This window comes from Pseudomonas auratipiscis, from assembly GCF_036324085.1.
In the GTDB taxonomy this organism is placed as follows: Bacteria; Pseudomonadota; Gammaproteobacteria; order Pseudomonadales; family Pseudomonadaceae; genus Aquipseudomonas; species Aquipseudomonas auratipiscis.
On the sequence record NZ_JAZDCU010000003.1, the window covers coordinates 265,867 to 291,090 of the forward strand.

Genomic DNA, 25,224 nt, shown 5'->3' on the forward strand with positions numbered 1-25,224 from the left:
GCCCACCTTATGTTCTGGTAGTTATACCCCTTGTAACCGGCCTTGTAACTTGGCTGCGGGACGTGCTGCGGCCACGGCGGATCAAACGCTGCGGGTCACGCCGCCATCGACCTTGATGTTCTGCCCAGTGATGTAGGCAGCGCCGTCACTGGCGAGAAACTCGATGGTGGCCGCGATTTCCTCGCTGGTGCCATAGCGCTTGAGCGGCACGCTGTCGCGACGTTGCTCAGTGCCCGGCAGGCTATCGATCCATCCAGGGAGCACATTGTTGATACGTACATTATCCCCAGCGAAGGTATCGGCGAAAATTTTGCTGAACGCGGCCAAGCCTGCGCGCAATACAGCGGACGTCGGGAACAGCTCACTGGGTTCGAACGCCCAGGCGGTGGAAATGTTGATGATCACTCCGCCCTTCTGACGTTGCATGTAGGGGGTCACCAGGCGCGTTGGACGAATGACATTGAGCAGATACGTGTCCATGCCCTTGTGCCAGTCTTCGTCGCTGATTTCCAGAATCGGTGCGCGCGGGCCATGGCCGGCGCTGTTGACCAGCACATCGATACGGCCCCACTTCTGCACCACTGTATCGACAAGGCGTTGCAGGTCTGCAACCGACTGGTTGCTGCCGGTTACACCAATACCACCGAGTTCGGCAGCCAACGCCTCACCCTTGCCCGAAGAAGAGAGAATGCCGACCTTGAAACCATCGGCGGCCAAACGTCGTGCTGCTGCCGCGCCCATACCGCTGCCGCCGGCCGTGATGATCGCAACTTTTCCTACTGACATACTGCCTCCAGATATTGAAATGCTGATTGCTTAAGTGCCTTAACCTTAGCAGCAGCCTTCACCAGGAGGGAGACAGCGAAACTTTACGCTTTCAGTAGATTAACTATCGCCAGCTTGGATCTTGAGCCAATCCTTCACAATACTTAATGATTCGGGCTGCTGAATCTTCCGTGGCCAGACCAGATAAAACGACTTCTCGACGGTGAGTTGCTGGGCAAACACCTGCACAAGTCTGCCGGCGACGATGTCATCGTGGACGAAGGCCGCACTGGCCAACGCGATGCCCTGCCCACTAATGGCCGCTTCAATGGCTAACGAGGTCTGGTTGAATCGCAGGTTTTTGGCCGTTGGCTGTGCATGTTGCGGCAATAGTTCTGCAAGGAACTGCGGCCAGAAGTTATGGGCATCATGAAGCATGATGAAATCTTGAAGCTGCTCAAAGCTGACGGTGGCTGCGACGCCTTCAAACAACGTTGGGCTGGCTACCGCAACGATGCGCTGCTCCATCAGCAACTCGCTATTAAGGCCCGCCCCGAATGCTGAATTGCCATAGCGCACGGCAATATCTACGCCATCGGTGCTGAAGTGGGAAAGACGATCGGTAGCCAGCACGCGCAAGTCGATATCCGGATAACTCAGAGCAAAACTGCCAAGCCTGGGAATGAGCCATTTAGAAGCAAAGGTAGGTGTCACGCTGACCGTCAGGTGAGCCGCCTGGGGTCTGAGCAGGCGTGTTGCCTCATTGATCATGGCCAACGCACTGCGAATGTTGCCGCTGTAGCCCAGGCCCGCGTCGGTCAACGCAAGGCCCCGGGGCATACGTTCAAACAAACGCAGATCCAGACTCGCCTCCAGCCCGCGTATCTGCTGAGCAACCGCTGCCTGGGTAACGCCCAGCTCCTCGGCCGCTAGGCGGAAGTTCAAATGGCGAGCCACTACTTCAAAAACACGCAGCGCGTTAAGCGATGGCAATTGAGGAAAACCGTCTGACATGGCAATGGAATTTCTATCGGGTTATGAAAATTTTCATGCCTCTCTCACGCCTGGGCAAGGTTGTTAACCTGACCGGGCTCAAAAGAGTCACTGTGCCGAGGCTACCCTCTGAGAATAATTAAAGAAACCCGTGCCAGTAGAAAACCGATATCCACTAACGGGTTCTCTCATGAAAAAGACCGCTGTCGCTGCCTTCATCTTCCTCGGCGTGGTGTGGGGCAGTAATTTCATCTTCGTCAAATGGGCTGCGCAGCTTATTTCGCCATTGCAAATCACCTTGTTGCGGGTGTTGTTCGGCTTCTTGCCCGTGCTGGCTTATGCCGTCAGCACTAAAGCCCTGAAGCGCAGCCACTGGCGACATGCTCACCATTTTCTAGCGATGTCACTGCTGGCAACCGCTGTGTACTACTTTGCATTCGCCAAAGGCACCGCATTACTCGATACGGGCATTGCCGGGATGTTGGGAGGTGCGATACCCCTGTTCACTTTCCTGTGCGCCTGGTTGTTCCTGCGCAGCGAGCAGATCAATACAGTGAAGACACTGGGCATCGCGCTAGGCTTTGCTGGCATTCTAATCGTGGCCAGGCCGTGGTCATCACAAGGGGTGATTAGTCCGGCTGGCATTTGCTACATGATTTTCGGTGCGTTGAGCGTGGGTGGCTCTTTCGTCTACGCGAAACGGTTCTTGAGCCCGCTGGGCCTACCCGCTGCAGCCCTCACCACCTACCAGATTGGCTCTGCGCTTTTCCTGCTGTTGCTCGTTACGCCCCTTGATGGCATCGAAGTGGTCTTCTTGAACCCGCGTGCCGGGGTTGGCCTGGTGGTCGGTTTAGGACTGCTGGGCACCGGCGCTGCCTACCTTGCCTATTACTACATTGTCGAGGCATTTGGCGCATTGACCGCCTCAGCCGTGACCTATATCCCACCCGTTGTAGCGCTGCTGATTGGCGCAGCGATTGGTGAGCCCATAACGACGGGCTCCTGGATTGCGGCGGGGCTTATCTTGGCCGGCGTAGCGCTGGTGCAAATTCACGCCCAAATCCGCAAACCTCGCGACGTCGGCAGCGCAGGTGTTGTCGATGTAGTGAGACCGCGTGGCGGTTAGGTCGCTGCCTACAGCCTGCCCATCTGGTTTCGCGACGTAAAAAAGGCCATTACTGCGGCGAGTATCAGCAAAATGGCGCTTGCAAGAAATGTGATGCGATAGCCGCTCCCGTCGAACAGCAATCCACCGAGAGTAGATCCCAACGCTATGGACAGTTGAATGACTGCCACCATCAGGCCACCACCGGCTTCAGCATCCCTTGGCACCGACTTGGCCAACCATGACCACCAGCCCACCGGTGCCGCCGTCGCGATCAGGCCCCACAACCCCAGCAGCACAAAAGCCGCCACAACTTCGCCGCCAAGGACGATCAAGGAAAGTGCAAGGGCGGCCATCAGCAAAGGAATACCAATCAGGACGCGGTACATGCCGGTTTTCAGCACAGTGCCGATCAGGATGGTCCCGACAAAACCCGCCACACCGATGACCAGCAGAATCATCGACAACATGGACACATCTACACCCGTGACGGTTTCCAGGAACGGGCGCAGATAAGTGAACAAGACAAACTGCCCCATGAAGAAAATGCCCACACTCAACATGCCGAAACCGATCAATGGGCTCTTGAGCAATCGAAAGAAATTGCCAGCGCCCGCTTTACGCGGCGCAGCGGGCATGGCTGGCAAGCTGACCCACTGCCAGATCAAGGCAATGATCGCTACCGGGATCAGGCAAAAAAACGCGCCCCGCCACCCGATGACACTCCCCAGATAGCTCCCCAGTGGTGCGGCCACTACGGTTGCCAAAGCGTTGCCGCCGTTGAAGATCGCCAACGCCTTGGGCACGCTGTGCGGCGGTACCAGGCGAACGGCCATTGCCGCCGACATCGACCAGAATCCGCCGATCACCACGCCGATCAACGCCCGCCCAATCATGTACACCGTATAGTTTGGCGCCACACCGACCACCAGGCCGGATACGCACATAATCCCGGTAAGCATCAGCAGCAGCAACTTGCGATCCATTGAGCCCGCAAGTCTGGAAATCGCCAGGCTTGTCAGCACCGCGAAGCTGCCGGAGATGGCGATCCCGTACCCGGCCAGCCCTTCACTGACGTGCAGATCCGACGCAATCGGCGTGAGCAAGCTGACCGGCATGAATTCCGAGGCGATCAGCGCGAATACACACAGTGACATCGCAAAGATGCTACTCCAGTAAGCCGGCATCTCCCCAGCCTCCAGCGTACCGAGGACATCCGAGACATCGTGCACTTGAGCCGTCATAAATAAACCTCTATTCCTATCGTTGTTGACTGGAGCACTGGCCTTTTAACTAAACACCGCCAGGTGCCGGTTAAAAAAGGCGGTGAGTTTGGCCCAGGGAATCAAGTTCACGCGGTCGTACAGATCCACATGACCCGCGCCTGAAACCCAGGCCAGCTCCTTGGGTTCGGCGGCGCGCTGATAGGCGTCCTCGCTGAATTCTCTGGAGTGCGCCTGAGTGCCCGCGATGAACAGCAGGGGACGCGGGGAAATCGTCTCAATATCGTTAAATGGATAGAAATTCACGAACCTGACTTCACTGCTCAACGCGCGGTTTTGCGTCAGTTTCAGTGTTCTGCCAGGAGGGATATGAATGCCACGAGGCGTGCGGTAGAAGTCCCAGAACTCACGCGTTACCGGGTCGGCGTCTTTAGCAAGCTGCAACGGCAGATAGTTCAGAAATTGCAGTTGCCCGCCAGGGAACTCGTCGTGGCGTTGCTCGGCGGCTTTTGCGAGCATGGCCTGGCGCTGCGCGATAGTCACCGAGTGCCCCAGGCCATTACGGGTGACGGCGCCCATGTCATAAAGGCTGACGGTGGCCACGGCTTTTAGACGCGGATCCATCTTGGCCGCACTGATGGCAAAGCCACCGCTGCCACAGATACCCAGCACGCCTATACGGTTGCGGTCGATAAAGTCCTGCGAGCCCAAGTAGTCAACAGCGGCACTGAATGCATCGGCATATATTTCGGGGGCCACCTGGTTACGAGGCTGGCCCTCACTCTCACCCCAGAAAGGCAAGTCAATCGCTAGCGTGATGAAGCCTTGCTCTGCCAGCTTTTGCGCATAGAGCATGGAGCTTTGCTCTTTAACAGCGCCCATGGGATGACCGACGATAATTGCAGCCACGTTAGCGTTTCGGGCCAGACTTAAGGGGGTAACAAGATTACCCACGATCTGAAGATTGTATGAGTTCTTGAAGGTCACCTTGCTCACAGTGACCTTGTCGCTTTTATAGAAATTGTCGGCATCTTCCGGCGCGCCTACAGCGTTTTTCACTTCAGCTGCGAAGGCTGACCCGCCCGCGGCCGAAATGACGCCCAGAGCCGCAATACCGACGCCGGTAACCTTTAAGAACTCGCGTCGGTCAAGCCCCGCACAGACCGAGGCTTCCGTAGGTACAGGCAGAGTTACAGGTGTCTCGCTCATCATCGGTACTCCGTTGCAGATAGGTGGCAGAGCTTGACGGATTAGAGATACCCTGATTAGTAGGCATAATCTTCATGCGGTTTTGAGAAAAATTCATTAATGGCCACCACCAAAGTCAATGACCTACAGGCTTTTCTCGCTGTGGCGCGCGATCAAAGTTTCACAAAAGCGGCCGCCAAACTGGGCGTTACGCCTTCTGCGCTAAGTCATACAATCCGGGCACTTGAGCAAAGACTGGGCATACGCCTGCTGGCCCGCACGACACGAAATGTGTCACCAACAGAGGCTGGAGAAAGGTTGATGCGCTCGATCGCTCCGCTTTTTGATCAGATCGCCGTTGAGCTGGATGCCTTGAGCGAATTGCGGGACAAGCCCAGCGGCACGATCCGTATTTCCTGCACTGACGATCAGATCGAGTTGTGCATTCGGCCGATGCTTGCAGACTTCCTGAAGAACTACCCAGATATCACATTGGAGTTCTACGTCGACTATGGATTCACCAACGTAGTCGAGGAACGCTTCGATGCTGGAATTCGCATGGGCGAATCAATCAGCAAGGACATGATTGCAGTTCGCATAGGACCGGATTGGCGGTTGGCGGTAGTGGGCTCTGCGGCGTATTTCGAGCGCAAACCTGCACCCTCGACACCCCATGAGCTGACGGCCCACGACTGCGTCAATATTCGACACAGACCGTCAGGGGCGATTTACGCCTGGGAGTTTGAACGCGATGGCCAGGCGTTTACGGTCAAGGCAGATGGCCAACTCGTTTTCAACAGCATCATGCATGTTCTCAATGCTGCCGTTGATGGCATTGGCCTGGCCTACGTACCAGAGGAACTGGTCGCACCGTACCTGGCCGACGGCCAACTCAAAGAAGTCCTGGCCGATTGGTGTCCCAAATTTCAGGGCTACCATTTGTATTACCCCAACAGGCGCCAGTCCTCTCCCGCATTTTCTGCATTGGTAGAGGCGCTGAGGTACCGAAGCTGAACGTTCTTTTGTTCTCGGTGCGGTAACGCCGGATGGAAGGCTATAGGGTTACTCACAACTGGCTGTTTTCGGCCGATTGCAGCCCTCGACGGCAAGCAGAAACCGGCCAGAAGCGGATATCGAACTGTCGCGACGTTAGCCCCTCAATCAGTCAACTGCCTCTCCATCGGTTGATAGACCAGCCCGGCAAACTCGCCCACCTCCCCCGCCATCGCAAACCCGTAACGTTCATAAGCGGGCACTGAGGGCAACGACGCCCTGACCGTCACCACATGGGCGCTGGCCTGCTCCAGCGCCGCATTCACCAGACGCTTCCCGACGCCGCGACGTTGCCAGCCAGGCGCAACGAACAGCATCGCCACATGGCGCCCTTCCTTGAGTTCAATCAGCCCCGTCAGGGCTCCGTCTGCCACACACACCAGCATCAGGTTGTCGCCCATCATTCGCTCGGCAAACGCCTGCTGTGCAGCCACCTTGGCGAACGTCTCCACGCCCTGCGCCGACAGTGACGGCGCAACCGCCAACGTGAAAGACTCCAGGCAAAGGGCATTGACGCTAGGCAAGTCGTCGTGAGTCATTTTGCGTATCTGCATGGCCATCTTCCGTGATTGAAATGAATGAGTCTCTCATCTCCAAGGCAATTATGGGTCAGCGGTCTGTTCGAGCAAACACTGTCAGTCGCCTGCTGGCGTGTACCATTGGACTGCGGCATCAGCATGAACATGTTTTTGCTTATCCGCTTTGAACGGAGTGTCGAGCGTGCCCAAGGCAATCGAAACCCAGTCGACAAACACCCCTTGTGATCGTGACCAGAACAAGGTCGAACCACACTCCACGCAGAACTCGCGCACAACCGTCTCCGATGAGGCATAGGCTTTGATGCAGCTCGAACCCGCTAGTATGCGAAGCGCGCTGCGAGGAACGCTGCCGTAGAACGCGAACAATGCCCCGTGCCCTTTGCCTATTGACCGCTTGTTGAGTGGGTGCGGATACAGCGGATAGATGTTTCCTCATATTCAGAAACACTAGCGCTGTGAATTATCCAGAGGCCGGACGCCATTATCGAAAACGACGTTTCGTTTTCGAAACGTCGTTCCTTCGATACAGTGCGGTTTTCTGATCCGGTCCATGCGGAAATGCCGGAAATCCTCACGCGCAGGATCCCAGGCCACCAGATACCAGAGTGGCGGCAGAATCAACATCGCCTGCGGCTCAACCACACGTGTGCTGCATTCACCTTTCGCATCGCGGTAATTGAACCGCAGATGCAGGCGCTGAAGAAACGCTGCCTCGAATTCTGGAAGCAAGGAAGGGTCCATTGTTCCGATATTGGATCTGTCCACCTGCGGGGCAAGTTCCCCAATATATAGGCAGTCCAGAAAATGCCGCAAATCCCGTATTTTGTCTGACGGCAGTGCCTTTTCAATCTTTGCAAGCCCGGTATCTGCAATGCTTGAAAATGGTAGATTTCCCGCCGCGCGCATAGATGCCACGCTGATCAAAAGCGCAAAAACCTCGATCACTGAAAGACGTGGCGCGGTCTGAACTGAACGAGGGTCAAGCTGCAGCCCGCCGCCGCGACCTGGTTCAGAGCGAATGACAAAACCCTGTTCTCGCAACGCATTAATGTCACGTAGCAGCGTGCTGCGGGAAGCCCCTACCTGCCCTGCGAGCTCGGCAATGGTTGATGATCCGTTGCGACGGAGACTGCGTATGATGGCTTCTTGTCGAAGGCGAACATTCATTTTCTTTGGATCAATAATCAAAGGTTTCAGATTTTGACACCTTTACCTCGTAGTTTACGAGTGTCGACGCCAGCTGGATGCCTGGCTCGAACCCTCTGACCTACCGGCATTCAGTGCTGAACCGCTGCCTGATCGCCCATCCAAACCCAAAGGAAGATAAATGTTTAACTCCAACGGCTTTCCCCAGCCCACTTTGATATCGGTAAACGGTGTTGAATTGGAAGTTTTTGAAGCCGGAAAAGAAAACTTTGGAAAACCGATCGTGCTTTGTCACGGCTGGCCGGCGCATGCCTTTTGCTGGCGGTATCAATTGCCAGCGCTTGTGACCGCTGGCTATCACGTCATCGTGCCGAACCAGCGTGGGTATGGCAATTCTGCACGGCCGACTAACGTGACCGCATATGACCTCGCGCATTTGACTGGCGACCTTGTCGCGCTGCTTGATCACTTTGGATACGACGATGCCGTCTTTGTCGGCCATGATTGGGGCGCTAATGTTGTCTGGGGTACGGCGCTACTGCATCCAAACCGGGTGAGCAAGCTCATCGCGCTCGCACTTCCCTATCAGGAACGGGGTGACATCCCATGGGTGGAGTTGATCGAAAGCTTCATGGGGCCTGATAACTATATGGTGCATTTCAACCGGCACCCCGGAGTGGCAGACGCGATCCTGGATCGAAACAGGCGACAGTTCCTTCGAAATCTGTATCGCAAGAACGAACAAACACAAGCACCCGCCCCAGGAATGGCAATGATCAACTTGGCTGAGGCTGAGGCTGGTACCGGAGAGCCGATCATGACAGATGCCGAGCTGTCTGTCCTCGACGCGGCGTTCGAGGTCTCTGGCTTCACGAGCAGTATCAACTGGTATCGAAATCTGGACCGCAACTGGCGTCTCTTGGCGGACGTAGACCCGATTGTTCCTCACCCCGCCCTGATGATCTACGGGGACCGCGATACGATACCAAAATCCCCCAATCTGGGTGACTTTGTGCCAAACGTTGAGGTTGTCAGTCTGGACACAGGCCACTGGATTCAGGAAGAGAAGCCAAAAGATACAACCAAGATAATTCTGGATTGGTTAAAGCAGACGTCTGCAAGCTGACCCTCAAAAGAGCAACAACTCATTTGAGCCCTCTGTCATGACTGGAGGGCGCATACGAGCCAAAAGCAAAGAGGACATGCTGGTTTAGGTACGCAGGAAAAAAGCCGGTACGCCGTGCAGGAGTGTGGTGTGTAGAAGCGTATTTCTCGAATTTTTGCCCAGGCTATGACTGAGGTCATATCACAATTTCAGCGCGCTGCTAGGGTTTGAAGCTCCCGAAACGCCCTAGTAGGGTGTGACTTCAGTCTTGTAACAACGATTCCATGGGTGGAGTATTCGCGTTGAAAACCTCGCATTGCATACTCGGAATTTTACTGATTACGGCACTCACGGTGCTGATAGAAGTACCTGTCGATACTTGGCTAACGTCAGCAACCCTTAGCCTGGTACTCGGGGCTACCGCCCTGGTTTACATGGCAGTTTCCTGCGTACTTGCCAGTCGCTGGGGAGTAGTTGAGAGTCTCTTTGGTGGCCTGGATCGCGTCTATGAGTCCCACAAGTGGCTCGGTATATGGGCGCTCGTGTTTGCCTCGTATCATTTCGTGTTCAAAGCGAATCTGGATGTTTGGAACAGTGTGCCTATCCTGGAACTACCCAAATATTGGACGCGACTGGTACGCCAGTTGAGCTATGTTGCACTGGGTCTGATCGTGCTGCTGGCGCTAAACCGCAACATTCCTTACCGCGTATGGCGGTGGTGGCACAAGCTTTCCGGCCCATTGTTCCTGATTGTGATTTTGCATTGGCTCAGTTTCAAATCACCGATCACCCTGCGCAGCCCTTCGGGTATCTGGTTGACGCTGTTCTGCGGGCTGGGTGTGCTCGCCGCCCTCTACAAGCTGGTGCTATACCCATTTGTTGCGCGCGCGGGCGAGTACCGGGTAACAGCTGTAAATAGAGTAAACAATGCACTGCATTTGACGCTGGAGCCGATCCATAAAGGATTTGACTTCAACGCTGGGCAGTTCGCATTTCTGGCCATACAGCAAAAGGGCCTGCGCGAGCCACACCCCTTCACGATCGCTAGCGCCAACGGTCCGAATGGGCAAATTTCGTTCGTGATCAGAGGGCTGGGGGATTACACCAAAAAGCTCTGCGAGTGCGCCAAAGTCGGCATGTGCGCCACTATTTACGCCCCTTACGGTCGTTTTAAGCGCGCCTCTCAAGCCGAGCGGGAAATATGGGTCGGCGCAGGTGTGGGCATTTCGCCCTTCATTTCCTGGTTGCAAGACCCAGACGCAACAGACTTCGAAAAAGCGACGCTGGTTTATTGCTTCACGCCTTCACGCGCCTTCCCTCCGCCCGAAGAGTTGCAAGCCTTGGCAGAGATGCGTGGGGCTCAATTCGTTGGTAATGCCGGGGGTGTCGAACAGTTGGCCGAAACGCTGCGCCAAGCGGTAGCTCAAACCAAACCACACAAGCTTCACGTAAGTTTTTGCGGCCCCAAAGGTTTACTGGAAAAGGTGCATGAGCTAATGGATATCAACCGGATCCCGAAAGAAAATCTGCACTTCGAACGCTTCGAATTCCGTTGAACCCGGTGTAGCAGGCTTGAGCATGCGCCCAGGAACGCGTGATCAGCTGGCAGGTGTTCAATTTACGACCTGAACTGGAAGGCCGTGATTGCCACATAGCGGCCCACCACAATTTGAGGAAGCTGGCGAACGAAGGTGCGCACGTTGACGTTGTATCCACTGTTTCAGGCAAGCGCGCGTGATCAGAAAACCACCGAGCGCTGACAGACCGACGTCGCCACGATCTTCCCGTGCTTAAGCACCATCAACCGTGTGGGCAGGTCGAGAATTACATCACTAACCGAATGTGTATCCAGCAACACCAAGTCAGCAAAGGCACCCGGCTCCAATCCATAATCCTTTAGCCTCAGCGCTTTCGCCGGATGGGTGGTGAGCATCGACAACACCGTGGCCTGGTCATCGGCCCCGCCAAGGTGGCAGGCCGGTATTGCCAATTGCGCAATATTGAGCAAATCACCGGTGCCAAACGGGGTAAACGCATTGCGGATATTGTTGGTGGCAAGGCACACATTCACGCCGCCGTCACGCAGTGCCCGCACCGGCGTCAGGGTGCGGCGTACGTTGTGGCCGTCGCCGCGCGCACCGAGGTGCAAGTCGGTGGCGGGCAGGCACATGACGCTGATGCCGGCCTCACGAATCAAGGCAATAATCTCCCGCTGTTTGGGCGGTGGCACTGCGCTGAGGCTAGTCAGGTGACCAACACACACACGCCCTTGATAGCCTTCCTCGATAGTCTTGCGCGCGAGGTATTCAATGGTCATGTGCTCGGCGTTGTCGGCGAAGTCCTGATGGAAGTCGATGTCCTTGCCGTAGCGCTTGGCCAGGTTGAATACGTAGTCGATGTGTTCATGGGCCGAGTCATCGTTGTAAGGAATACCGCCCACAACATCTGCGCCTTTCTCCATGGCCTCAACCATCATTGCTTGCATGCCCGGTAGTTTCAGAATGCCTTCCTGCGGGAACGCCACCACTTGGATGTCGATGACCCCGCGTAGCTTATCGCGCAACTCCAGCACCACATCAAAGCCGGTGAAGCCTTGCACCGGATCGAATTCGGCGTGGGCTCGGACGTGGGTGGTGCCGGCCTGCACCAATGCACGTAGAGCTTGAGTCGAACGCTCGAAAATATCGTCGCGAGTCAACGTGGGTTTCAGCTCGGCGGTAACCGCTATCGCCTCTTTCAATGTGCCGGAGCGATTGGCCTTGCGGTGCATGATATTGGCTTTTTCCAGGTGCAGGTGCCCTTCGACAAAACCCGGGATCAGCACGTTGCCATGCCCCTGGATTTCCTGCTCGGCTTGCGCTGAAATTGTCGGCGCAACTTCAATAATTTTGCCGTTGTGCACCGCTACGTCCATCAGTGGTTTTGTATCGTCGATGCGTACATTGCGAAAGATTAAATCCATGACGTTAGCTCTCTATATTGTTGCCCTCAGGCGCATCGAAAAAAAACCATGGGCGGCTCAACCGTTGGAACAGCCGTTACCCATCACTCGGTATTCAAGAATGTGCTTCTGGCCCTTGGAGTCTTCATAGGTCATACGCACGGGTACCACGGCGCAGACGTTCGGGACTTCACTGATGGAAATGACGTGGTCGATGTCCAGATGCTGGGAATAGCTGTATTGCTCAATCGGTAGCGGCTCATCGGCCATCGCCGCAGCACAAAAAACGCCGAATATCATTACAAGTAACGCTTTCAAGTTCAGATGCCCTCTTCCTGACTTCTAAGATGAAGCCCGGCAGCTATGCAGCGCCGGGCCCATGGGGCGAGCGATCAGAACGGTTTGGTCGGCAAGTACTTGCCATCCAGGGTGATCACCGCGCGGGAGCCGCCATCTGGATCATCGACCTTCTTGACATCCAGTTTGAAGTTGATGGCGCTGATGATGCCGTCGCCAAATTTCTCGTGAACCAGAGCCTTGAGCGTGGTGCCGTATACCTGAATCATTTCGTAGAAGCGGTAAACGGTAGGGTCGGTGGGAATGCCGTTGCCGATGCTGCCGCGTAGCGGGATGCTCTGCAGCAGGAGCGCGGCATCTGCGTCGAGACCCAGGATTTCGGCAACCACTTGGGCAGCGTTGGCCGGCAGTGGGTGTTGGCCGAGCAAGGCGGCGGTGACAAAGGCTTCGTGCAGGCCGGTGCCTTCGGCAATCTGAGCGAACGACAAGTCTTTGCGGGCCTTGGCCAAAAGGATGACTTCGGTCAGGGCAAGGCGAGCGTTTTGACTATTTTGAGACTGGATCATGGTGATATCTCCGTGGGTAGAAATCAGGGTTAGTGCGCAGTAGCGCAAGCGGTAGGGTTTTCGGCCAGCGGCACGAACTTTTTGGTACTGCTATCGAAGGCCTGGATGCAGCCGCTTTCGATGTCGTAGACCCAGCCATGTAACGTCACGCGTTTTTCTTCCAGTGCGAGGCGTACCGAGGGATGTGTTTGAATATTGGCTAACTGCGCGATGACGTTTTCACGCACCATCGAGGCGACTCTGGCCTGCTGGTCAAGATGATTACGGGCCTCGTTGACCACCCGACCGGAATCGGCGTAGCGCAACCAGCCAGCCACGGCGGGCATGTGATCCAGGCAACTACATGAGGCGATGGCGGTCATGGCGCCGCAGTCGGAATGCCCGCAGATCACGATGTCGCTGACTTTCAAGGCTGCGACGGCGTACTCCACCGAAGCGGACACACCGCCCGGCTCAGGGCCGTAGGACGGCACGATGTTGCCCGCGTTGCGGATGACGAACAGGTCGCCCGGCTCACGCTGTGTGACCAGCTCCGGCACCAACCGGCTGTCGGAGCAAGAGATGAATAACGCCCGTGGGCTCTGCTGGTTGGCCAGGTCTTTGAACAGACCGGCACGTTCAGGAAAGGCATTGCGCTGAAATTTAAGGAAACCGTCGATGATGTCTTGCATGGTTGACTCCGTTGGTTCGCGATGCGATGAGGCAAAGGTTACGGAGTGCATGCAATAAGGTAAAAGTCTGATATATGATAAAACCCATTAGATAACCTTATGGGTATAACCATGCTTGCGCGCCATATTCAGTATTTTCTAGCGGTCGCGGAACATCAGGGCTTTACCAGTGCGGCAGCTGCACTGCATGTTTCGCAGCCGGCGCTGTCGCAGCAAGTACGCCAGCTGGAGGAAAGCCTCGGCGCGCAGTTGTTTGATCGCTCAGGGCGCAAAACACGCCTGACCGATGCTGGGGAGGTTTATCTGCGTTATGCGTTGCGGGCGGCGCAGGAGCTGCGCGAAGGCAAGCGCGCGATCCATGATGTGGGCGATTTAAGTCGAGGAACGCTGCGTATAGCAGTGACGCCAACCTTCACGACCTACCTGATTGGGCCGTTGGTGGAAGCCTTTCACTGCCGCTACCCCAACATTACGCTGAACGTGCATGAACTCGCCCAGGAACTCATGGAGAGCCTACTGCTGAAGGACGAACTGGATGTGGGGATTGCGTTTGATGAGGGGCATGCGCCAGACATCGAGGCCTATCCCCTGCTGGTTGAAACGCTTGCCTTGGTCGTTGGTAGCCAACATCCGTTGGCCGGTGCGCGGGCTATCGATCTGGAGACGCTGAATGCGCAATCGCTGATTCTACTCAGCAAAGCGTTCGCCACCCGCGAGCAGATCGACCGTTACTGTAACCAACACAGCATCCGCCCGCGCGTGGTGATGGAGGCCAATGTGATTGGTGCGTTGATTGAGGTGGTTCGCAGAACCACGCTGTCGACCTTGCTGCCGGCCGCCATAGCGCGAGAGCACCCAGAGTTGGTGTCTGTTGAGTTAGGGCCGCATCGGTTAGAACGCACAGCGGTACTGATGCAGCGCAAGAATGTCTATCAATCCGCAGCTGCGCGGGCGTTTATGGCGCTGGCCAAGGAAGTGGCTGGAGGTCTGACGAACAAGGCAAATGAATAGCAGGAATACGAAGGGCTTTTATCGCGTCCGCGACCGCTTCTAAGTTGGAAAGCGCCCTCGAAGCGACAATGTCGAAGGGATTGCTATCCCTGATCTCACGAAATTTAACGCTCACACCGCATCATGTGCGGCGAGATTTCGATACTGCCCTTTGAAATACAACAATGGCTGCCTTGCAGCAGCTGTTTGCAGGTTTAACGCCTTGACTTCCCCAATCACGATCAAGTGATCACCTGCAGCGTGCTCGGCGTGAATTTCGCAATCCAGCCAGTGCAGACTGCCAACAATGACCGGATTACCCAGCGGTGATTCCTGCCAGTCGACGCCGTGCCATTTGTCCGTGCCTCGCCGAGCGAACTGATTGGAGATATTGACCTGCTCGCCCGACAGGATATTGACCGCGAATCGACCTGCCTGGCGAATTTTGGGGTAGCTGGCCGAGGTGGACATCACGCTGAATGACACCAATGGCGGATTCATCGACACGCTAAAGAACGATTGGCAGGTGAAGCCTATCGCCTCGTCATCAACGTGTGACGAGATGACTGTAATACCGGATGCGTAGTGCCCGAGCGCTTCGCGAAAGCTCAAAGGCTCGATGGCATTACTAGGGAGTGACATGACAGATCCTAAAAAGTACGGATAACGTGAAGAAAGGCTGGAAGCCGCCCAATATTCAACCTGGCTGTCTGCAGCCTTCTCCAATTGTGAAAGCGGCTCAGCGCCCGTTCAGAAGCTCTTGGCGAATGATCTCTGCGCCGGCGCTCAAGGCGTTCAGCTTGCCGCTGGCGACTCGACGAGGCAGGGGCGCCATCCCGCAGTTGGTGCATGGATAGAGCTTGTCGGCATCGACGAACTGAAGTGCTTTTCGCAGGGTATTGGCCACTTCTTCGGGCGTTTCGATGGCATGGTTGGCCACATCAATGGCGCCGACCATCACCTTCTTGCCTCGAATGAGTTCGATCAGATCCATGGGTACATGGGAGTTGTGACACTCCAGCGAGACGATGTCGATGTTGGATTTTTGCAGCTTGGGAAAGGCTTCTTCGTACTGCCGCCACTCCGACCCCAGCGACTTCTTCCAGTCGGTATTGGCTTTGATGCCATAGCCGTAACAGATATGCACAGCAGTTTCGCATTTAAGCCCTTCAATCGCTCTTTCCAGCGTGGCAACACCCCAGTCATTGACCTCATCGAAAAACACGTTAAATGCAGGCTCATCGAACTGAATGATGTCGACCCCGGCAGCCTCCAGCTCTTTGGCTTCCTGGTTGAGAATCTTGGCAAACTCCCAGGCCAGTTTTTCACGGCTCTTGTAATGCGCATCGTAAAGGGTATCGATCATCGTCATCGGCCCTGGCAGGGCCCACTTGATAGGCTGTCCGGTTTGCTGACGCAAAAATTTGGCGTCTTCAACAAAGACCGACTTTTTCCGAGCGACGGCACCCACGACAGTCGGCACGCTCGCATCGTAACGATCACGAATCCTTACCGTCTCACGTTTTTCGAAATCAACGCCGTCCAGGTGCTCGATAAAGGTCGTTACGAAATGCTGACGAGTCTGCTCGCCATCGCTGACGATATCGATTCCGGCCAGCTGTTGTTCATGCAGCGACAGGCGCAGCGCATCTTGCTTGCCCTCAACCAGCTCATCACCTTGTAATTTCCAAGGTGACCAAAGGGTCTCAGGTTGAGCAAGCCAGGACGGCTTGGGCAAGCTGCCAGCGGTAGAAGTGGGCAACAGTTTCTTCATGAAGGATGACCTTAGCTTTCAATTAATCAATGAGCGCAGCTAACAGACCACTGCTCAAGTGCGGCTTGATAGGGCTTAATAAATTGTTCTTCCGCAAACTTTCCTTGCTCTGTAGCCAGCCGACTACGCTCCTCTCGGTCATACACGATTAGCGTCAACGAGTAGTCCTGGTTCTTTAAGCTCGGCTGATAGACTTTTCCAGCCGCCGAGTTAGCGTTATAGATCTCCGGCCGGTAGATTTTCTGGAAGGTATCCATCGTGCTGATGGTGCCAATCAGCTCTAGGTTGGTGTAGTCACCCAGCAGATCGCCTGAAAAATAAAAGGCCAGCGGCGCAGCGCTGTTCGGCGGCATGAAATAGCGAACCTTCAAACCCATCTTCTTGAAATACTCATCCGTCAGCGAGTACGCGTCCTGCTGGTACTCAAAGCCCAACACAGGATGCTGATTCTCGGTTCGATGGTAAGTTCTGGCGCTCGAAACGCTCAGGCAGATAACAGGCGGTTTGTTAAAGTGCGCCTTGTAGGCACTTGAATTGACAAAGCACTTGAATAGCTTCCCGTGCAAATCACCAAAGTCATCTGGCGTACTGAACCCAGCCTGATTCTTGTTGTGCTCCATCAACCGCACACTGAAATCATAATCCCGTACGTAGGAAGAGAAATTATTACCAACGATGCCATTGATACGCTCGCCGGTTTTTCGATCAACAACCGTTGTCTTCAACACTTCAATCAGCGGGATGGCATGGCCTCGGCTTTGCGCATCGATTTTCATTTCAGCGGAAATGATGTCCAGCTCGACCGTGTAACGATCACCTTTGGGGTTGTCCCAGTGCGCCAGAGCATTGAAGCGGTTGTCTATCATCTTCAGCGTATTGCGCAGATTATTTTCACGGCTCGCCCCTCTGGCCAAATTGGCAAAGTTAGTCGTGATTCGGGTACTGTCCGAGGGAGCGTAGTTCTCATCAAAGCAGATGCTCTTGATAGAGAAGGTGAATTCCTTGTTCATCGTGTGCGCCACCCTATTCTTCGCGCCATGTCTGAATGAGCTGGTTGCCTTTCAGATGTGGCCAACGTTCTGTTTTCTCCCGTGGCAGCCTTTAGGTTACCTATCGTGAAGAGCAGCCCGTATTTTATGGGGTGTACCTGCATGAACAAAAACGAATTGATTTCAACGGAACATTAGACGCGTTCATGATCGAAGGAAGGATCAGCGCCAAGGGCTATCGCCAGAAAGGCTTCCACTATGCAGCTCACAGCCTCAGGGTTGATTCAGCTAATGCCACAGCAATGATTGCCGCAGCAGCAGCGCAAAAAACGTTTATTACTTGAGCTTTTTATCGGGCAGTGGCGCCGTATGAATCTCGTCAAACATAGCGGTTGCTACTGAAGCCGCATAAACAATGTATTTCACATCGCTCGCTTCACTCTTGACTTCATAAATCTCACACAGAAGGCTTCTTTTGTCCTTCGGCAACGCTACGGGCGACCAGGACGAAGGGCTCTTGAAATTATACTCAGGGCCTTTATACGTTAAAGACCTTATGCCCACAACCATACGCTTATATTGTTGCCTGTCAGATCTTTTGGAGTTTTCGTAGCTACCTCTAAATGATTCTAGAGAGCCAGAGACAACATCTACGCACGCCTTGTCTAATGCAGTCTCATAATCAGCAGCCGCATAGGTTCCAACGGCCCCATGATTAGAATAAAACTTTGCACGCGATGACACGTTCTCTTCTGGATATTTTCGGTCGTACTTATCACCCTCGAAGTAATATTCGATGTACCCGCGGGAAAGATCTACCCGCTCATATCTATTTCGCTTTTCTACCACTTCATTGAAAGCATACCAGCGCTGCTCAATTAGCGTATGCTCGACTTCCAATGCGTTCGCGGAAACCTTCAAGGAAAGCGCAGAACCAAACAAGACAGCTGCAATCAAAATACTTTTCATGAATCAATCCAACGCATGTTTTTTAATTTAACTTTATTACAATCAGTACACAATAACGTTATAACTTAATCTCATATTACAACTGCAGACCCGCTAACCCCTCCAACTCCACATATTCAATGCGGTGCCGTCCATTGTTTTTAGCGGCATACAGCTGCTGGTCTACGGCGCTGATGAAGTCTGTAGGCTTTCCCCCCTCACCTGGCACGACCGAGCCCGCGCCTATGCTGACAGTGACGCGGTGTCCATGAGGCGATAACGCATGCACGATGGACTGCTTCTGAATCAACCGCTGGCAGCGGTCAGCAACTTTTCGCGCCACTTCTGCATCGGCTCCGGGCAGCAGCACGATGAACTCTTCACCTCCAAAGCGAGCCACCAAATCGCGAGGGCCGTCCAATGCCAAACTCAGCGTCTGGGCAATCGCTATCAAACATTTGTCGCCTTGAATATGTCCGTACAAGTCGTTGTACTGCTTGAAAAAATCGACGTCCAACAACAGCAGAGACAGTGGCTGGCGCTCGCGGCGCGCCCGCTCCCACTCCAATTCGAAACAGCTATCGAAGCGGCGGCGGTTGGCAATGTTCGTCAACCCGTCCTTGAACGAAAGTACCTCTAGCTCTTTCTGCAAGTTCAGCAATTGGTCCTCGGTCTTCTTACGTTCGCTGATGTCGAACATGAAACCGATCAGTGCTTCGACCTCACCCTTGTCATTGCGCACCACGTGCACCACGTCGCGAATCCACACATAGCCATTGTCCTTGGTCAGCGCTCGGTAGTCCGCCTCATGGTCAACGCCAGCCTGGGATTGTGTCACGCAGAAATTCACCACATATTCGCGATCTTCTGGATGCATGCGCATAGCCCAGTCTTCGACGCTCACCCAACTTTCAGGACTCCAGCCCAGCAACGCCTCGATTTGAGGGCCGATATAGGCGAATTTCATCGAGGCCCAATCTATCTTCCAAGGAATCGCCTTGGTCGACTCCAGTAAGGTTTTGTACACCTCACTGTCATTCACAAACTCGCTCATATCGGACATACACAATAGCCCTCAGGTCCATATCAGTAAGTGGGCGCTCAAACATGAATGGCTTCTACCCTGTTGCGCCCCGATGACTTGCCTTTGTAAAGCGCGTGATCGGCCCGTGCGATGGTATTGCTCAACGCCTCGTCTGCACGGTATTGGGTGATGCCGATGGACAGAGTCACGGAGATTTTCTTGCCGTGGCTGTCAATCTCCAGCGCCTGGATTGCCAGGCGCAGGCGCTCAGCGCTTTGCGCCGCCTGCCCAAAATCGGTGTCCGGCAGCACCCCAAGAAATTCTTCACCGCCCCAGCGACCAATAAAGTCCTGTTCGCGCATTGCGTTTTGCAAGTGTTGGCTTACCGCGATGAGCACCCGATCACCAACATCATGTCCGTGCTCATCATTGATCTGCTTGAAGTGATCTATATCCATCAACATCAAGGTGAGGTCTGTGGGATGCCTATGGTGGCGTGCCAGTACCTTCTCGGTCAGGGCAATGATCTGCCGGCGATTGAGCAGGCCGGTCAACGAGTCTGTCGTTGCCATTCGCGACAGTTCTGTGTGCGCACGGGTTACCGTGATCACATAAAACAGCGCAAGATAGCTGAACATGAAGAACACCACGGTCAGGTTGAAAATATTCACACCCAACAAGGCGTTTGAGGGGATGGGTTGCAGAGGCTGCACATACCACATAAGCACATGCAGCCCTGCGTAGTAGATCCACAAACATCCAGCGAGGATCCATGCGATGCGGGCGCGCGTGCTGACGAACAGTGCGGGAATGAACATCAGCAAATAATAATGAAAGCCACTGTCCCAACCAATCAGCACCGTTCCCAGCCCTGCATGCACCAGCACTTCCGTTTGAATCAACACAAAGCCAAGCCGGTTGCGCCGCTGGATGAGCGCACGATAGGCGCTCACATACATGGCCACGCTGATCACGTTTATCCAGGCCAGAATGGGGGAGTCAAGTGTAAGAAAAATAAAGAAAAACGCGACATCAACGCTCCCCGCCAATAAGCAGCAGCGCATTGAAAGTTGCCAAAACCCGGGACGAGCGTCGACTTTATAAGGGCTTTTTGAATGCATTGCTTGCATGTCATTTGCTTCCTTGCGGCCCGCTTATGAGTTCCACTCTTCAGGTGTTTACTAATCGCTGGCAGTCGAGGCGTAAGAAAAGACTGACACCAAGCTTGCGCTCTACACGGTACGAGACGCCGCCCCCATTGTCTACTGGCTAAAGGCCGTTATGAGCCCGTTCGAGCCATTCATTTCGTGTGATTTCCCATATTTCCACCTGCATGGGCCCAGAGACAAAATGACCCTCTCGCCCCCCTACCATGCGCATTCCCTCGTGCTCCGATACTTTTCGTGAGGCGATGTTGGCGACGGCCTTGGGCACCTGCATAAGCGGACGCGACAGTGTTTCGAACCAGTAAGCGTTAATGATCTTGCACGCCTCCCGCATGTAGCCATTGCCCCACCACTGTGGTGCAAGCCAGAAGCCTCTGTTGTTCCCAGACTGCTCATACAGACTGATACTTCCAATACAACGCCCGGGTTGGCTTCTGGTACGGATCATCCAATGCCACTCACGGCCCGCAGCCATCGCTGGCAGGGCAACATCACGCACATACACGAGCGCTCCGTTATCCGGATACGGCCAAGGCACACGACTATCGAGATAACGAACAACCTCCCATTGCGCAAACAGCTCCTGTATTTCAGCTGCATCGTCTAGTTGCAAGGGCGTGAGAATCAGGCGATCGGTGAGCAACGTTGGAAGGCAATCCATAGCATTCATTCCTGTGCACGTGGCGTAAAGGTTTTGTGGCCTGCCGCTTCGGCTGCAAATGCCACTGAGGCCTGGAACTGCCTCCTTGAAATCATTGAATGTCCATCACCATTTCATGCCACGACATACCCCCGTGATCGGAAGTCGAAGGCTGCACATACTGGTATCCCATACGCGTGTAAAGCGCCACGTGACGCTCCTTGCACATCAAATGGATGGATCGTTTGCCCTTGGCCCGCATACTTTGAATAAAGGTGCGCATCATTAATGACGCGTAGCCTTTACCTTGGTAAGCCGGGTCTATCACAACCGACATGATGACCACGTTGGGTGCCTCGCTATCGTGCCCAATCAATTCCTTGAAAGCTTCGTCGGACATCACGACCTTGTGAGCGCAACCACAGTTGATGAAACCAATGACTTGGCCGCCAAGCTCCATGACCTGGAAGCCTTGGGGGTATTGCTCGATTCGAATTGCGATTTTTTCCCTCGTCGCCGCCTCATCGCCTTCGTAAGCCGCGGTCTCGATCTGGAAGCAGCGATCGGTATCTTGTGCCGTCGCATTTCGGAAGATGGGAGTTGTCATGGTGATCTCGATTGAAATACGAACAACATAATAGAAATATCTCGCTTCAGTCCCGTTTTCTTTCTGGGAACAGAGATACTGTTTGGACAGGGGCCCAGTTTTTGCGTGCCCCATGCCTGTTCTACACTGCACAATGTTGCGCGGTTGTCCGTATACCGATCCGGTTATTAACCCTTGCGAGGGAAAATGCCATGAGTGAAACAAAGTCTCCTGTCAGCCTGAATGAAGACGTTTGTGTTCATATTTTTACCGCCTCCGCTGCGATGGTGGGCGTCTGCATTACGGTTATCGGTATTTTTCAAGTGGTCAGCACATTGAGAAGTGAGGACTCCCTGGGCGATGACTTTCTTGCGATCAATGCCATTTTGTACTTGATCACAACACTGTTGTCGTACTGGGCCCTACGCACCCGAAAGTTGAACCGAAATCACGTGTTGGAAAAATTGATCGACGGCCTGTTTCTCACCGCACTGACCTGCACCACGGGAATTGCGGGCTTTATCACGTGGGCAATCACGATGAGGTAAACCTAGGTTGCACCATCATCCGCCACGGAGGGCGTGGCGGCCTTAAACCACCCCTCCCTTGATTTGCCGCACGCCCCCCGCGCAGTAACTTCCTGAGCGATCCAGTCAAAGCACCTTCTTGTTTCTCACGCTCCATGCGTCCAAAAAGCCGTCCGCCGGGAATACCACGGGGTGCGCGCCCATTCGGACTTTCACCGGAACGCCTTGCGCGAAGGCGTCGTAGATGAATTTCTGGGCTGCATCGGAGAATGGCAGAAAGATCGAAACTTTAGTGCCTGGCTTGTCCTCACGGCACTCATACAGCACCTTGATCGGTTGGTCACTAACCTCGATAAAGCTCTCGTTGGTTTGCAACTTTCCGCAATCGGCAAACTGCGTGAAGATCATTTGCGCCCCCTGGTCAGTGGCATTGACAACCGCGTTGTAGACCACCGTCTCGCCCTTGAAACCCTCCGAATTGCTAAGCGCAATGGCGCTATAAGGCTTGTCCTTGCTGAACTCGTTAAACAACGCATAGCGGTATCTATCGGTCCCCATGGTTTTCGCCAGTTTTCGACCTTCATCGGTATGCATGTCGATAACAAACTGGCCAGCGTCAGCATTAGAAGAAAACGCTGCAAGCAGCAGAAAAAAAGGCAAACAGAACGTATTTCTCGCACGCGAGCTCATGATGCAGTTCCTTACTTGGACGATGGTGACCATGATAGCAAATTGACACCAATTGTTTGACGCAATCACTCAGCAGAGGGATTGCGCCCAGGTCCAGTAAGCCTTGCGCCCGTAGGCTCAGATGCCGAGCTGCAGAACGTGCTATTGACCGATGCTGGCAAGTGTGTGATCAGCCATCGGGCAGCTCTGGTCGTTGAGGTAGCGCGATTTTTTCAGCCAGTCTTTTTGCGGATAGTAGGCGAACACGTAGCTACCGCGTTGCAGTGTATCGATCAGCTTGCCGGCAATGGCTGGCCGAACGGCAGGACATCCTTGGCTGCGACCCAGACGACCGAGACCAGGAACGACCTTGGGATCGGCATACGCGGCAGCATGCATGACAATCGCCCGCGACATGCTGTTGTCGTTGAACCCCGGCTCCAGCCCTTGCAGACGCAACGAACGGCCGTGTTTCCCGCTATAGGTTTTACCGGTCTCATACAGGCCGATGGAGGATTGGTAGCTGTTCGGGACGTTGGAAAACGTGGTCGGCACATCTGCGCCGCTGTTCTTGCCATGGGCCACCCACTCCTCGAACAACAGTTTCCTGGCGCGCAAGTCAAACACCCACAAGCGCTTGTCACGTGAGGCCTTGGAGTAATCGATCACCGTCAGCAACTTGTCCCCATCGCTGTGACTGGCGCACGAATAAGCGGTGAGTGCCAGGGCCAGGGTGGAAAGACTGGCGTTCGGCGCCAATTGCTGCAGCTCGGCGGCGCTAGGCAGGGCCTGCGCGAAGGCGGTATGCCAAGCGCTGAGGAGTAACAGGCCAACACTGGCCACTGAGAGCCGGATGGCTCCCCGCAATGGTTCGAACATCGACATTGATTATCCTTTTTAAAAACCTGTCTGCTGGCTCAGCTTATTTGCCAGCAAAGCCCGCTCAAAGCCCGCTACCATGCTTGATTTTTGCGGGATTTCCGATCATTTCTTGACCAACGGTTTAAGTTCTTCGCTGTCTTCGGTGCTGATCACTGTGAATTTTCCTTCGCTGCGGGTATCCCGAGTGGACGCCCAATCGGTGATCACCAACATGGTGCCGACGTCCATCGCCGCATGTAGATGACGACGAAATTCCGGGTTCATGTTCAATTGCCCCAATTGTTCATAGGGTGTATTCCCGTACTCCGGGTTGCTTAAAGCAACCACCGACCAGCGTAAGGGTAACGCGGCGTCGAGCGCCAGGGCGGTGGGCTTTTGCAGCAGGGAGTACACCGCCATTCCACTGCGAGGTCGACTGTTTTCAGGTGACAGTGCTGGCGCCGAGCCAATCAACTGACCGCCGCGAAACACATAGGCGCGCAAGTCGGCGCGACTGATCAGGATCGACAGAGGCCCCGCCGTCGGGTCTGGATCGTTCCAGAACTGTTGGTTGTTCAACACCAGCGGACCTTGGGCTTTACCTTCGCTGACCGTAGGCGCCAGCACACCGGGATGATAGACCTCCACCGGTGCACTATGGGTGTCGGAAACGATGACGGTGGTCGAACTGAAACCGGTGACTTCATACAGCTTCTTGGCAAATTCCAACGGCAAGCGCACGCAGCCGTGCGACGCGGGATAACCCGGTAAATGGCCTGCGTGCAGGGCGATGCCGTCCCATGTCAGGCGCTCCATGTACGGCATCGGTGCGCTGTTGTAGAGACTGGATTTATGCTCGACCTTTTTCTGCAGAATGCTGAAGACCCCAGTGGGGGTTTCCCGCCCTGCCTTGCCGCTGCTCACGGTACTGACGCCGATGGCGATGCCATTGCGATAAACGTAGGCACGTTGCTCGGTGAGGCTGACTACCACAGTTACCGGCCCCACCGGCGAGACCTGCGGGTACCAGAGAAACTGACCGGGTTTGAGACTTTCGAGTTGGTTCCTGAGCTCGGCCGGGCTCGGCACCTGCAGCGGAGCGGCCTCAATCAACGCGGCGGCAAGCAAAAGACCCATTCCGAGCGGTATGTGCAACATCGAATCCATCCTCATAGCACGATGATGCGAGCTTAAGCGGAATATTCGCCATCGGGCAAATACCCTAATGGTAGCGGTGCAAACCAGACAGGTAATGATGAACCTTGCAATATCCCTGCAAACCCTATCGCTATATATTTTTATATACACCGTTGTCACCCCATCCGAACAGCGCTAGGATTCCTCGCGGTTGGCATTGCGCCATCCTGTTTTCCCCTATCGCGAACGATGGCTGATCACCTCCTGGGGAGGTCGTGGTCAGGGAAAATCCATCTATCGCTATATAACAAAATATATAAC

At 54.6% G+C, this 25,224-nt stretch carries 28 protein-coding genes and 1 pseudogene; 7 read left to right on the forward strand and 22 right to left on the reverse strand.

Annotated features, from left to right (window positions below; all coding sequences use genetic code 11):
- Nucleotides 1-81: 81 nt before the first annotated feature.
- Nucleotides 82-786 (reverse strand): SDR family oxidoreductase, encoded by a 705-nt coding sequence (locus tag V0R60_RS06000; RefSeq protein WP_330078986.1) that lies wholly within the window; start codon nt 784-786, stop codon nt 82-84.
- A gap of 99 nt (nt 787-885) precedes the next feature.
- Nucleotides 886-1,779, reverse strand: a complete 894-nt coding sequence (locus V0R60_RS06005; RefSeq protein ID WP_330078985.1) for a LysR substrate-binding domain-containing protein — start codon at nt 1,777-1,779, stop codon at nt 886-888.
- Nucleotides 1,780-1,948: 169 nt separating this feature from the next.
- Here V0R60_RS06005 and V0R60_RS06010 point away from each other — a divergent pair, with 169 nt between their 5' ends.
- Nucleotides 1,949-2,884, forward strand: a complete 936-nt coding sequence (locus tag V0R60_RS06010) for a DMT family transporter (RefSeq protein WP_330078984.1) — start codon at nt 1,949-1,951, stop codon at nt 2,882-2,884.
- Nucleotides 2,885-2,892: 8 nt separating this feature from the next.
- On the opposite strand, the gene V0R60_RS06015 is transcribed toward V0R60_RS06010, so the two are convergent.
- On the reverse strand, nt 2,893-4,107 hold the full coding sequence (locus V0R60_RS06015) for an MFS transporter (protein WP_330078983.1): 1,215 nt from the start codon (nt 4,105-4,107) through the stop codon (nt 2,893-2,895).
- Nucleotides 4,108-4,152: 45 nt separating this feature from the next.
- Complete coding sequence (locus V0R60_RS06020; RefSeq protein WP_330078982.1) at nt 4,153-5,298, reverse strand: alpha/beta hydrolase; 1,146 nt, start codon at nt 5,296-5,298, stop codon at nt 4,153-4,155.
- Between the two features lie 96 nt (nt 5,299-5,394).
- Between V0R60_RS06020 and V0R60_RS06025 the strand changes: the two genes are divergently transcribed.
- Nucleotides 5,395-6,288 carry a LysR family transcriptional regulator gene (locus tag V0R60_RS06025; RefSeq protein ID WP_330078981.1) on the forward strand — a complete coding sequence of 298 codons (894 nt, stop codon included), beginning with the start codon at nt 5,395-5,397 and terminating at the stop codon, nt 6,286-6,288.
- Between the two features lie 143 nt (nt 6,289-6,431).
- On the opposite strand, the gene V0R60_RS06030 is transcribed toward V0R60_RS06025, so the two are convergent.
- The 3 genes and pseudogenes from V0R60_RS06030 to V0R60_RS06040 form a co-directional block, all read right to left on the reverse strand.
- Complete coding sequence (locus tag V0R60_RS06030) at nt 6,432-6,881, reverse strand: GNAT family N-acetyltransferase (RefSeq protein ID WP_203482275.1); 450 nt, start codon at nt 6,879-6,881, stop codon at nt 6,432-6,434.
- Between the two features lie 81 nt (nt 6,882-6,962).
- Nucleotides 6,963-7,247 (reverse strand): annotated as a pseudogene (locus V0R60_RS06035) (GFA family protein); the annotation flags it as partial.
- 66 nt (nt 7,248-7,313) lie between these two features.
- Nucleotides 7,314-8,033, reverse strand: coding sequence for a helix-turn-helix transcriptional regulator (locus V0R60_RS06040; protein WP_330078980.1), 720 nt, complete (start codon nt 8,031-8,033; stop codon nt 7,314-7,316).
- A gap of 160 nt (nt 8,034-8,193) precedes the next feature.
- Here V0R60_RS06040 and V0R60_RS06045 point away from each other — a divergent pair, with 160 nt between their 5' ends.
- Entirely contained in the window at nt 8,194-9,138 is a 945-nt protein-coding gene (locus tag V0R60_RS06045; protein ID WP_330078979.1) for an alpha/beta fold hydrolase, read from the forward strand.
- Between the two features lie 281 nt (nt 9,139-9,419).
- Complete coding sequence (locus tag V0R60_RS06050; protein WP_330078978.1) at nt 9,420-10,673, forward strand: ferredoxin reductase family protein; 1,254 nt, start codon at nt 9,420-9,422, stop codon at nt 10,671-10,673.
- 182 nt (nt 10,674-10,855) lie between these two features.
- On the opposite strand, the gene V0R60_RS06055 is transcribed toward V0R60_RS06050, so the two are convergent.
- The 4 genes from V0R60_RS06055 to V0R60_RS06070 form a co-directional block, all read right to left on the reverse strand.
- Entirely contained in the window at nt 10,856-12,079 is a 1,224-nt protein-coding gene (locus V0R60_RS06055) for an amidohydrolase family protein (RefSeq protein WP_330078977.1), read from the reverse strand.
- A 57-nt stretch (nt 12,080-12,136) separates the two neighbouring features.
- On the reverse strand, nt 12,137-12,376 hold the full coding sequence (locus V0R60_RS06060) for a DUF2790 domain-containing protein (RefSeq protein WP_203478326.1): 240 nt from the start codon (nt 12,374-12,376) through the stop codon (nt 12,137-12,139).
- A 74-nt stretch (nt 12,377-12,450) separates the two neighbouring features.
- A complete protein-coding gene (gene cynS, locus V0R60_RS06065; protein ID WP_203541049.1) occupies nt 12,451-12,921 on the reverse strand; it encodes a cyanase in 471 nt (156 codons plus the stop codon).
- 29 nt (nt 12,922-12,950) lie between these two features.
- Nucleotides 12,951-13,592, reverse strand: coding sequence for a carbonic anhydrase (locus V0R60_RS06070; RefSeq protein ID WP_330078976.1), 642 nt, complete (start codon nt 13,590-13,592; stop codon nt 12,951-12,953).
- Between the two features lie 111 nt (nt 13,593-13,703).
- On the opposite strand from V0R60_RS06070, the gene cynR reads away from it, so the two are divergent.
- Nucleotides 13,704-14,603, forward strand: coding sequence for a transcriptional regulator CynR (gene cynR, locus V0R60_RS06075; protein ID WP_330078975.1), 900 nt, complete (start codon nt 13,704-13,706; stop codon nt 14,601-14,603).
- 111 nt (nt 14,604-14,714) lie between these two features.
- On the opposite strand, the gene V0R60_RS06080 is transcribed toward cynR, so the two are convergent.
- From V0R60_RS06080 to V0R60_RS06090, 3 genes are all read right to left on the reverse strand, one after another.
- Complete coding sequence (locus tag V0R60_RS06080) at nt 14,715-15,224, reverse strand: flavin reductase family protein (protein ID WP_330079116.1); 510 nt, start codon at nt 15,222-15,224, stop codon at nt 14,715-14,717.
- 97 nt (nt 15,225-15,321) lie between these two features.
- On the reverse strand, nt 15,322-16,356 hold the full coding sequence (locus tag V0R60_RS06085) for a methionine synthase (RefSeq protein ID WP_330078974.1): 1,035 nt from the start codon (nt 16,354-16,356) through the stop codon (nt 15,322-15,324).
- 26 nt (nt 16,357-16,382) lie between these two features.
- The gene (locus V0R60_RS06090; protein WP_330078973.1) at nt 16,383-17,366 is read right to left on the reverse strand and encodes a DUF1852 domain-containing protein; all 984 of its coding nucleotides are present in this window, start codon (nt 17,364-17,366) and stop codon (nt 16,383-16,385) included.
- Nucleotides 17,367-17,497: 131 nt separating this feature from the next.
- Between V0R60_RS06090 and V0R60_RS06095 the strand changes: the two genes are divergently transcribed.
- Complete coding sequence (locus V0R60_RS06095; RefSeq protein WP_136475773.1) at nt 17,498-17,689, forward strand: hypothetical protein; 192 nt, start codon at nt 17,498-17,500, stop codon at nt 17,687-17,689.
- Here the strand turns inward: V0R60_RS06095 and V0R60_RS06100 are convergent.
- The 5 genes from V0R60_RS06100 to V0R60_RS06120 form a co-directional block, all read right to left on the reverse strand.
- The gene (locus tag V0R60_RS06100) at nt 17,682-18,314 is read right to left on the reverse strand and encodes a hypothetical protein (protein WP_330078972.1); all 633 of its coding nucleotides are present in this window, start codon (nt 18,312-18,314) and stop codon (nt 17,682-17,684) included. The two genes, V0R60_RS06095 and V0R60_RS06100, sit on opposite strands and share 8 nt — an antisense overlap.
- 76 nt (nt 18,315-18,390) lie before the next feature.
- A complete protein-coding gene (locus V0R60_RS06105) occupies nt 18,391-19,347 on the reverse strand; it encodes a sensor domain-containing diguanylate cyclase (RefSeq protein WP_330079115.1) in 957 nt (318 codons plus the stop codon).
- A gap of 47 nt (nt 19,348-19,394) precedes the next feature.
- Complete coding sequence (locus V0R60_RS06110) at nt 19,395-20,447, reverse strand: GGDEF domain-containing protein (protein ID WP_218571428.1); 1,053 nt, start codon at nt 20,445-20,447, stop codon at nt 19,395-19,397.
- Nucleotides 20,448-20,586: 139 nt separating this feature from the next.
- On the reverse strand, nt 20,587-21,144 hold the full coding sequence (locus tag V0R60_RS06115; RefSeq protein WP_136475768.1) for a GNAT family N-acetyltransferase: 558 nt from the start codon (nt 21,142-21,144) through the stop codon (nt 20,587-20,589).
- A 91-nt stretch (nt 21,145-21,235) separates the two neighbouring features.
- A complete protein-coding gene (locus V0R60_RS06120) occupies nt 21,236-21,730 on the reverse strand; it encodes a GNAT family N-acetyltransferase (protein WP_136475767.1) in 495 nt (164 codons plus the stop codon).
- Between the two features lie 191 nt (nt 21,731-21,921).
- On the opposite strand from V0R60_RS06120, the gene V0R60_RS06125 reads away from it, so the two are divergent.
- The gene (locus tag V0R60_RS06125; protein WP_330078971.1) at nt 21,922-22,257 is read left to right on the forward strand and encodes a hypothetical protein; all 336 of its coding nucleotides are present in this window, start codon (nt 21,922-21,924) and stop codon (nt 22,255-22,257) included.
- 105 nt (nt 22,258-22,362) lie between these two features.
- Here the strand turns inward: V0R60_RS06125 and V0R60_RS06130 are convergent, their stop codons facing one another.
- The 3 genes from V0R60_RS06130 to V0R60_RS06140 all read right to left on the reverse strand — a co-directional run bounded on the left by V0R60_RS06130 (nt 22,363) and on the right by V0R60_RS06140 (nt 24,924).
- Nucleotides 22,363-22,926, reverse strand: coding sequence for a hypothetical protein (locus V0R60_RS06130; protein ID WP_136475764.1), 564 nt, complete (start codon nt 22,924-22,926; stop codon nt 22,363-22,365).
- A 141-nt stretch (nt 22,927-23,067) separates the two neighbouring features.
- Entirely contained in the window at nt 23,068-23,790 is a 723-nt protein-coding gene (locus V0R60_RS06135) for a murein L,D-transpeptidase catalytic domain family protein (RefSeq protein ID WP_330078970.1), read from the reverse strand.
- A gap of 99 nt (nt 23,791-23,889) precedes the next feature.
- Nucleotides 23,890-24,924, reverse strand: coding sequence for a L,D-transpeptidase (locus V0R60_RS06140; protein ID WP_136475760.1), 1,035 nt, complete (start codon nt 24,922-24,924; stop codon nt 23,890-23,892).
- Between the last annotated feature and the right edge of the window lie 300 nt (nt 24,925-25,224).

Bases quoted from the DNA above. Each gene is read 5' to 3' on its own strand.
- V0R60_RS06000 (WP_330078986.1), bottom strand. From the start codon at position 786: ATGTCAGTAGGAAAAGTTGCGATCATCACGGCCGGCGGCAGCGGTATG.
- V0R60_RS06005 (WP_330078985.1), bottom strand. From the start codon at position 1,779: ATGTCAGACGGTTTTCCTCAATTGCCATCGCTTAACGCGCTGCGTGTT.
- V0R60_RS06010 (WP_330078984.1), top strand. From the start codon at position 1,949: ATGAAAAAGACCGCTGTCGCTGCCTTCATCTTCCTCGGCGTGGTGTGG.
- V0R60_RS06015 (WP_330078983.1), bottom strand. From the start codon at position 4,107: ATGACGGCTCAAGTGCACGATGTCTCGGATGTCCTCGGTACGCTGGAG.
- V0R60_RS06020 (WP_330078982.1), bottom strand. From the start codon at position 5,298: ATGATGAGCGAGACACCTGTAACTCTGCCTGTACCTACGGAAGCCTCG.
- V0R60_RS06025 (WP_330078981.1), top strand. From the start codon at position 5,395: ATGGCCACCACCAAAGTCAATGACCTACAGGCTTTTCTCGCTGTGGCG.
- V0R60_RS06030 (WP_203482275.1), bottom strand. From the start codon at position 6,881: ATGCAGATACGCAAAATGACTCACGACGACTTGCCTAGCGTCAATGCC.
- V0R60_RS06040 (WP_330078980.1), bottom strand. From the start codon at position 8,033: ATGAATGTTCGCCTTCGACAAGAAGCCATCATACGCAGTCTCCGTCGC.
- V0R60_RS06045 (WP_330078979.1), top strand. From the start codon at position 8,194: ATGTTTAACTCCAACGGCTTTCCCCAGCCCACTTTGATATCGGTAAAC.
- V0R60_RS06055 (WP_330078977.1), bottom strand. From the start codon at position 12,079: ATGGATTTAATCTTTCGCAATGTACGCATCGACGATACAAAACCACTG.
- cynS (WP_203541049.1), bottom strand. From the start codon at position 12,921: ATGATCCAGTCTCAAAATAGTCAAAACGCTCGCCTTGCCCTGACCGAA.
- V0R60_RS06070 (WP_330078976.1), bottom strand. From the start codon at position 13,592: ATGCAAGACATCATCGACGGTTTCCTTAAATTTCAGCGCAATGCCTTT.
- cynR (WP_330078975.1), top strand. From the start codon at position 13,704: ATGCTTGCGCGCCATATTCAGTATTTTCTAGCGGTCGCGGAACATCAG.
- V0R60_RS06080 (WP_330079116.1), bottom strand. From the start codon at position 15,224: ATGTCACTCCCTAGTAATGCCATCGAGCCTTTGAGCTTTCGCGAAGCG.
- V0R60_RS06085 (WP_330078974.1), bottom strand. From the start codon at position 16,356: ATGAAGAAACTGTTGCCCACTTCTACCGCTGGCAGCTTGCCCAAGCCG.
- V0R60_RS06090 (WP_330078973.1), bottom strand. From the start codon at position 17,366: ATGAACAAGGAATTCACCTTCTCTATCAAGAGCATCTGCTTTGATGAG.
- V0R60_RS06100 (WP_330078972.1), bottom strand. From the start codon at position 18,314: ATGAAAAGTATTTTGATTGCAGCTGTCTTGTTTGGTTCTGCGCTTTCC.
- V0R60_RS06105 (WP_330079115.1), bottom strand. From the start codon at position 19,347: ATGAGCGAGTTTGTGAATGACAGTGAGGTGTACAAAACCTTACTGGAG.
- V0R60_RS06110 (WP_218571428.1), bottom strand. From the start codon at position 20,447: ATGCAAGCAATGCATTCAAAAAGCCCTTATAAAGTCGACGCTCGTCCC.
- V0R60_RS06115 (WP_136475768.1), bottom strand. From the start codon at position 21,144: ATGGATTGCCTTCCAACGTTGCTCACCGATCGCCTGATTCTCACGCCC.
- V0R60_RS06120 (WP_136475767.1), bottom strand. From the start codon at position 21,730: ATGACAACTCCCATCTTCCGAAATGCGACGGCACAAGATACCGATCGC.
- V0R60_RS06125 (WP_330078971.1), top strand. From the start codon at position 21,922: ATGAGTGAAACAAAGTCTCCTGTCAGCCTGAATGAAGACGTTTGTGTT.
- V0R60_RS06130 (WP_136475764.1), bottom strand. From the start codon at position 22,926: ATGAGCTCGCGTGCGAGAAATACGTTCTGTTTGCCTTTTTTTCTGCTG.
- V0R60_RS06135 (WP_330078970.1), bottom strand. From the start codon at position 23,790: ATGTCGATGTTCGAACCATTGCGGGGAGCCATCCGGCTCTCAGTGGCC.
- V0R60_RS06140 (WP_136475760.1), bottom strand. From the start codon at position 24,924: ATGTTGCACATACCGCTCGGAATGGGTCTTTTGCTTGCCGCCGCGTTG.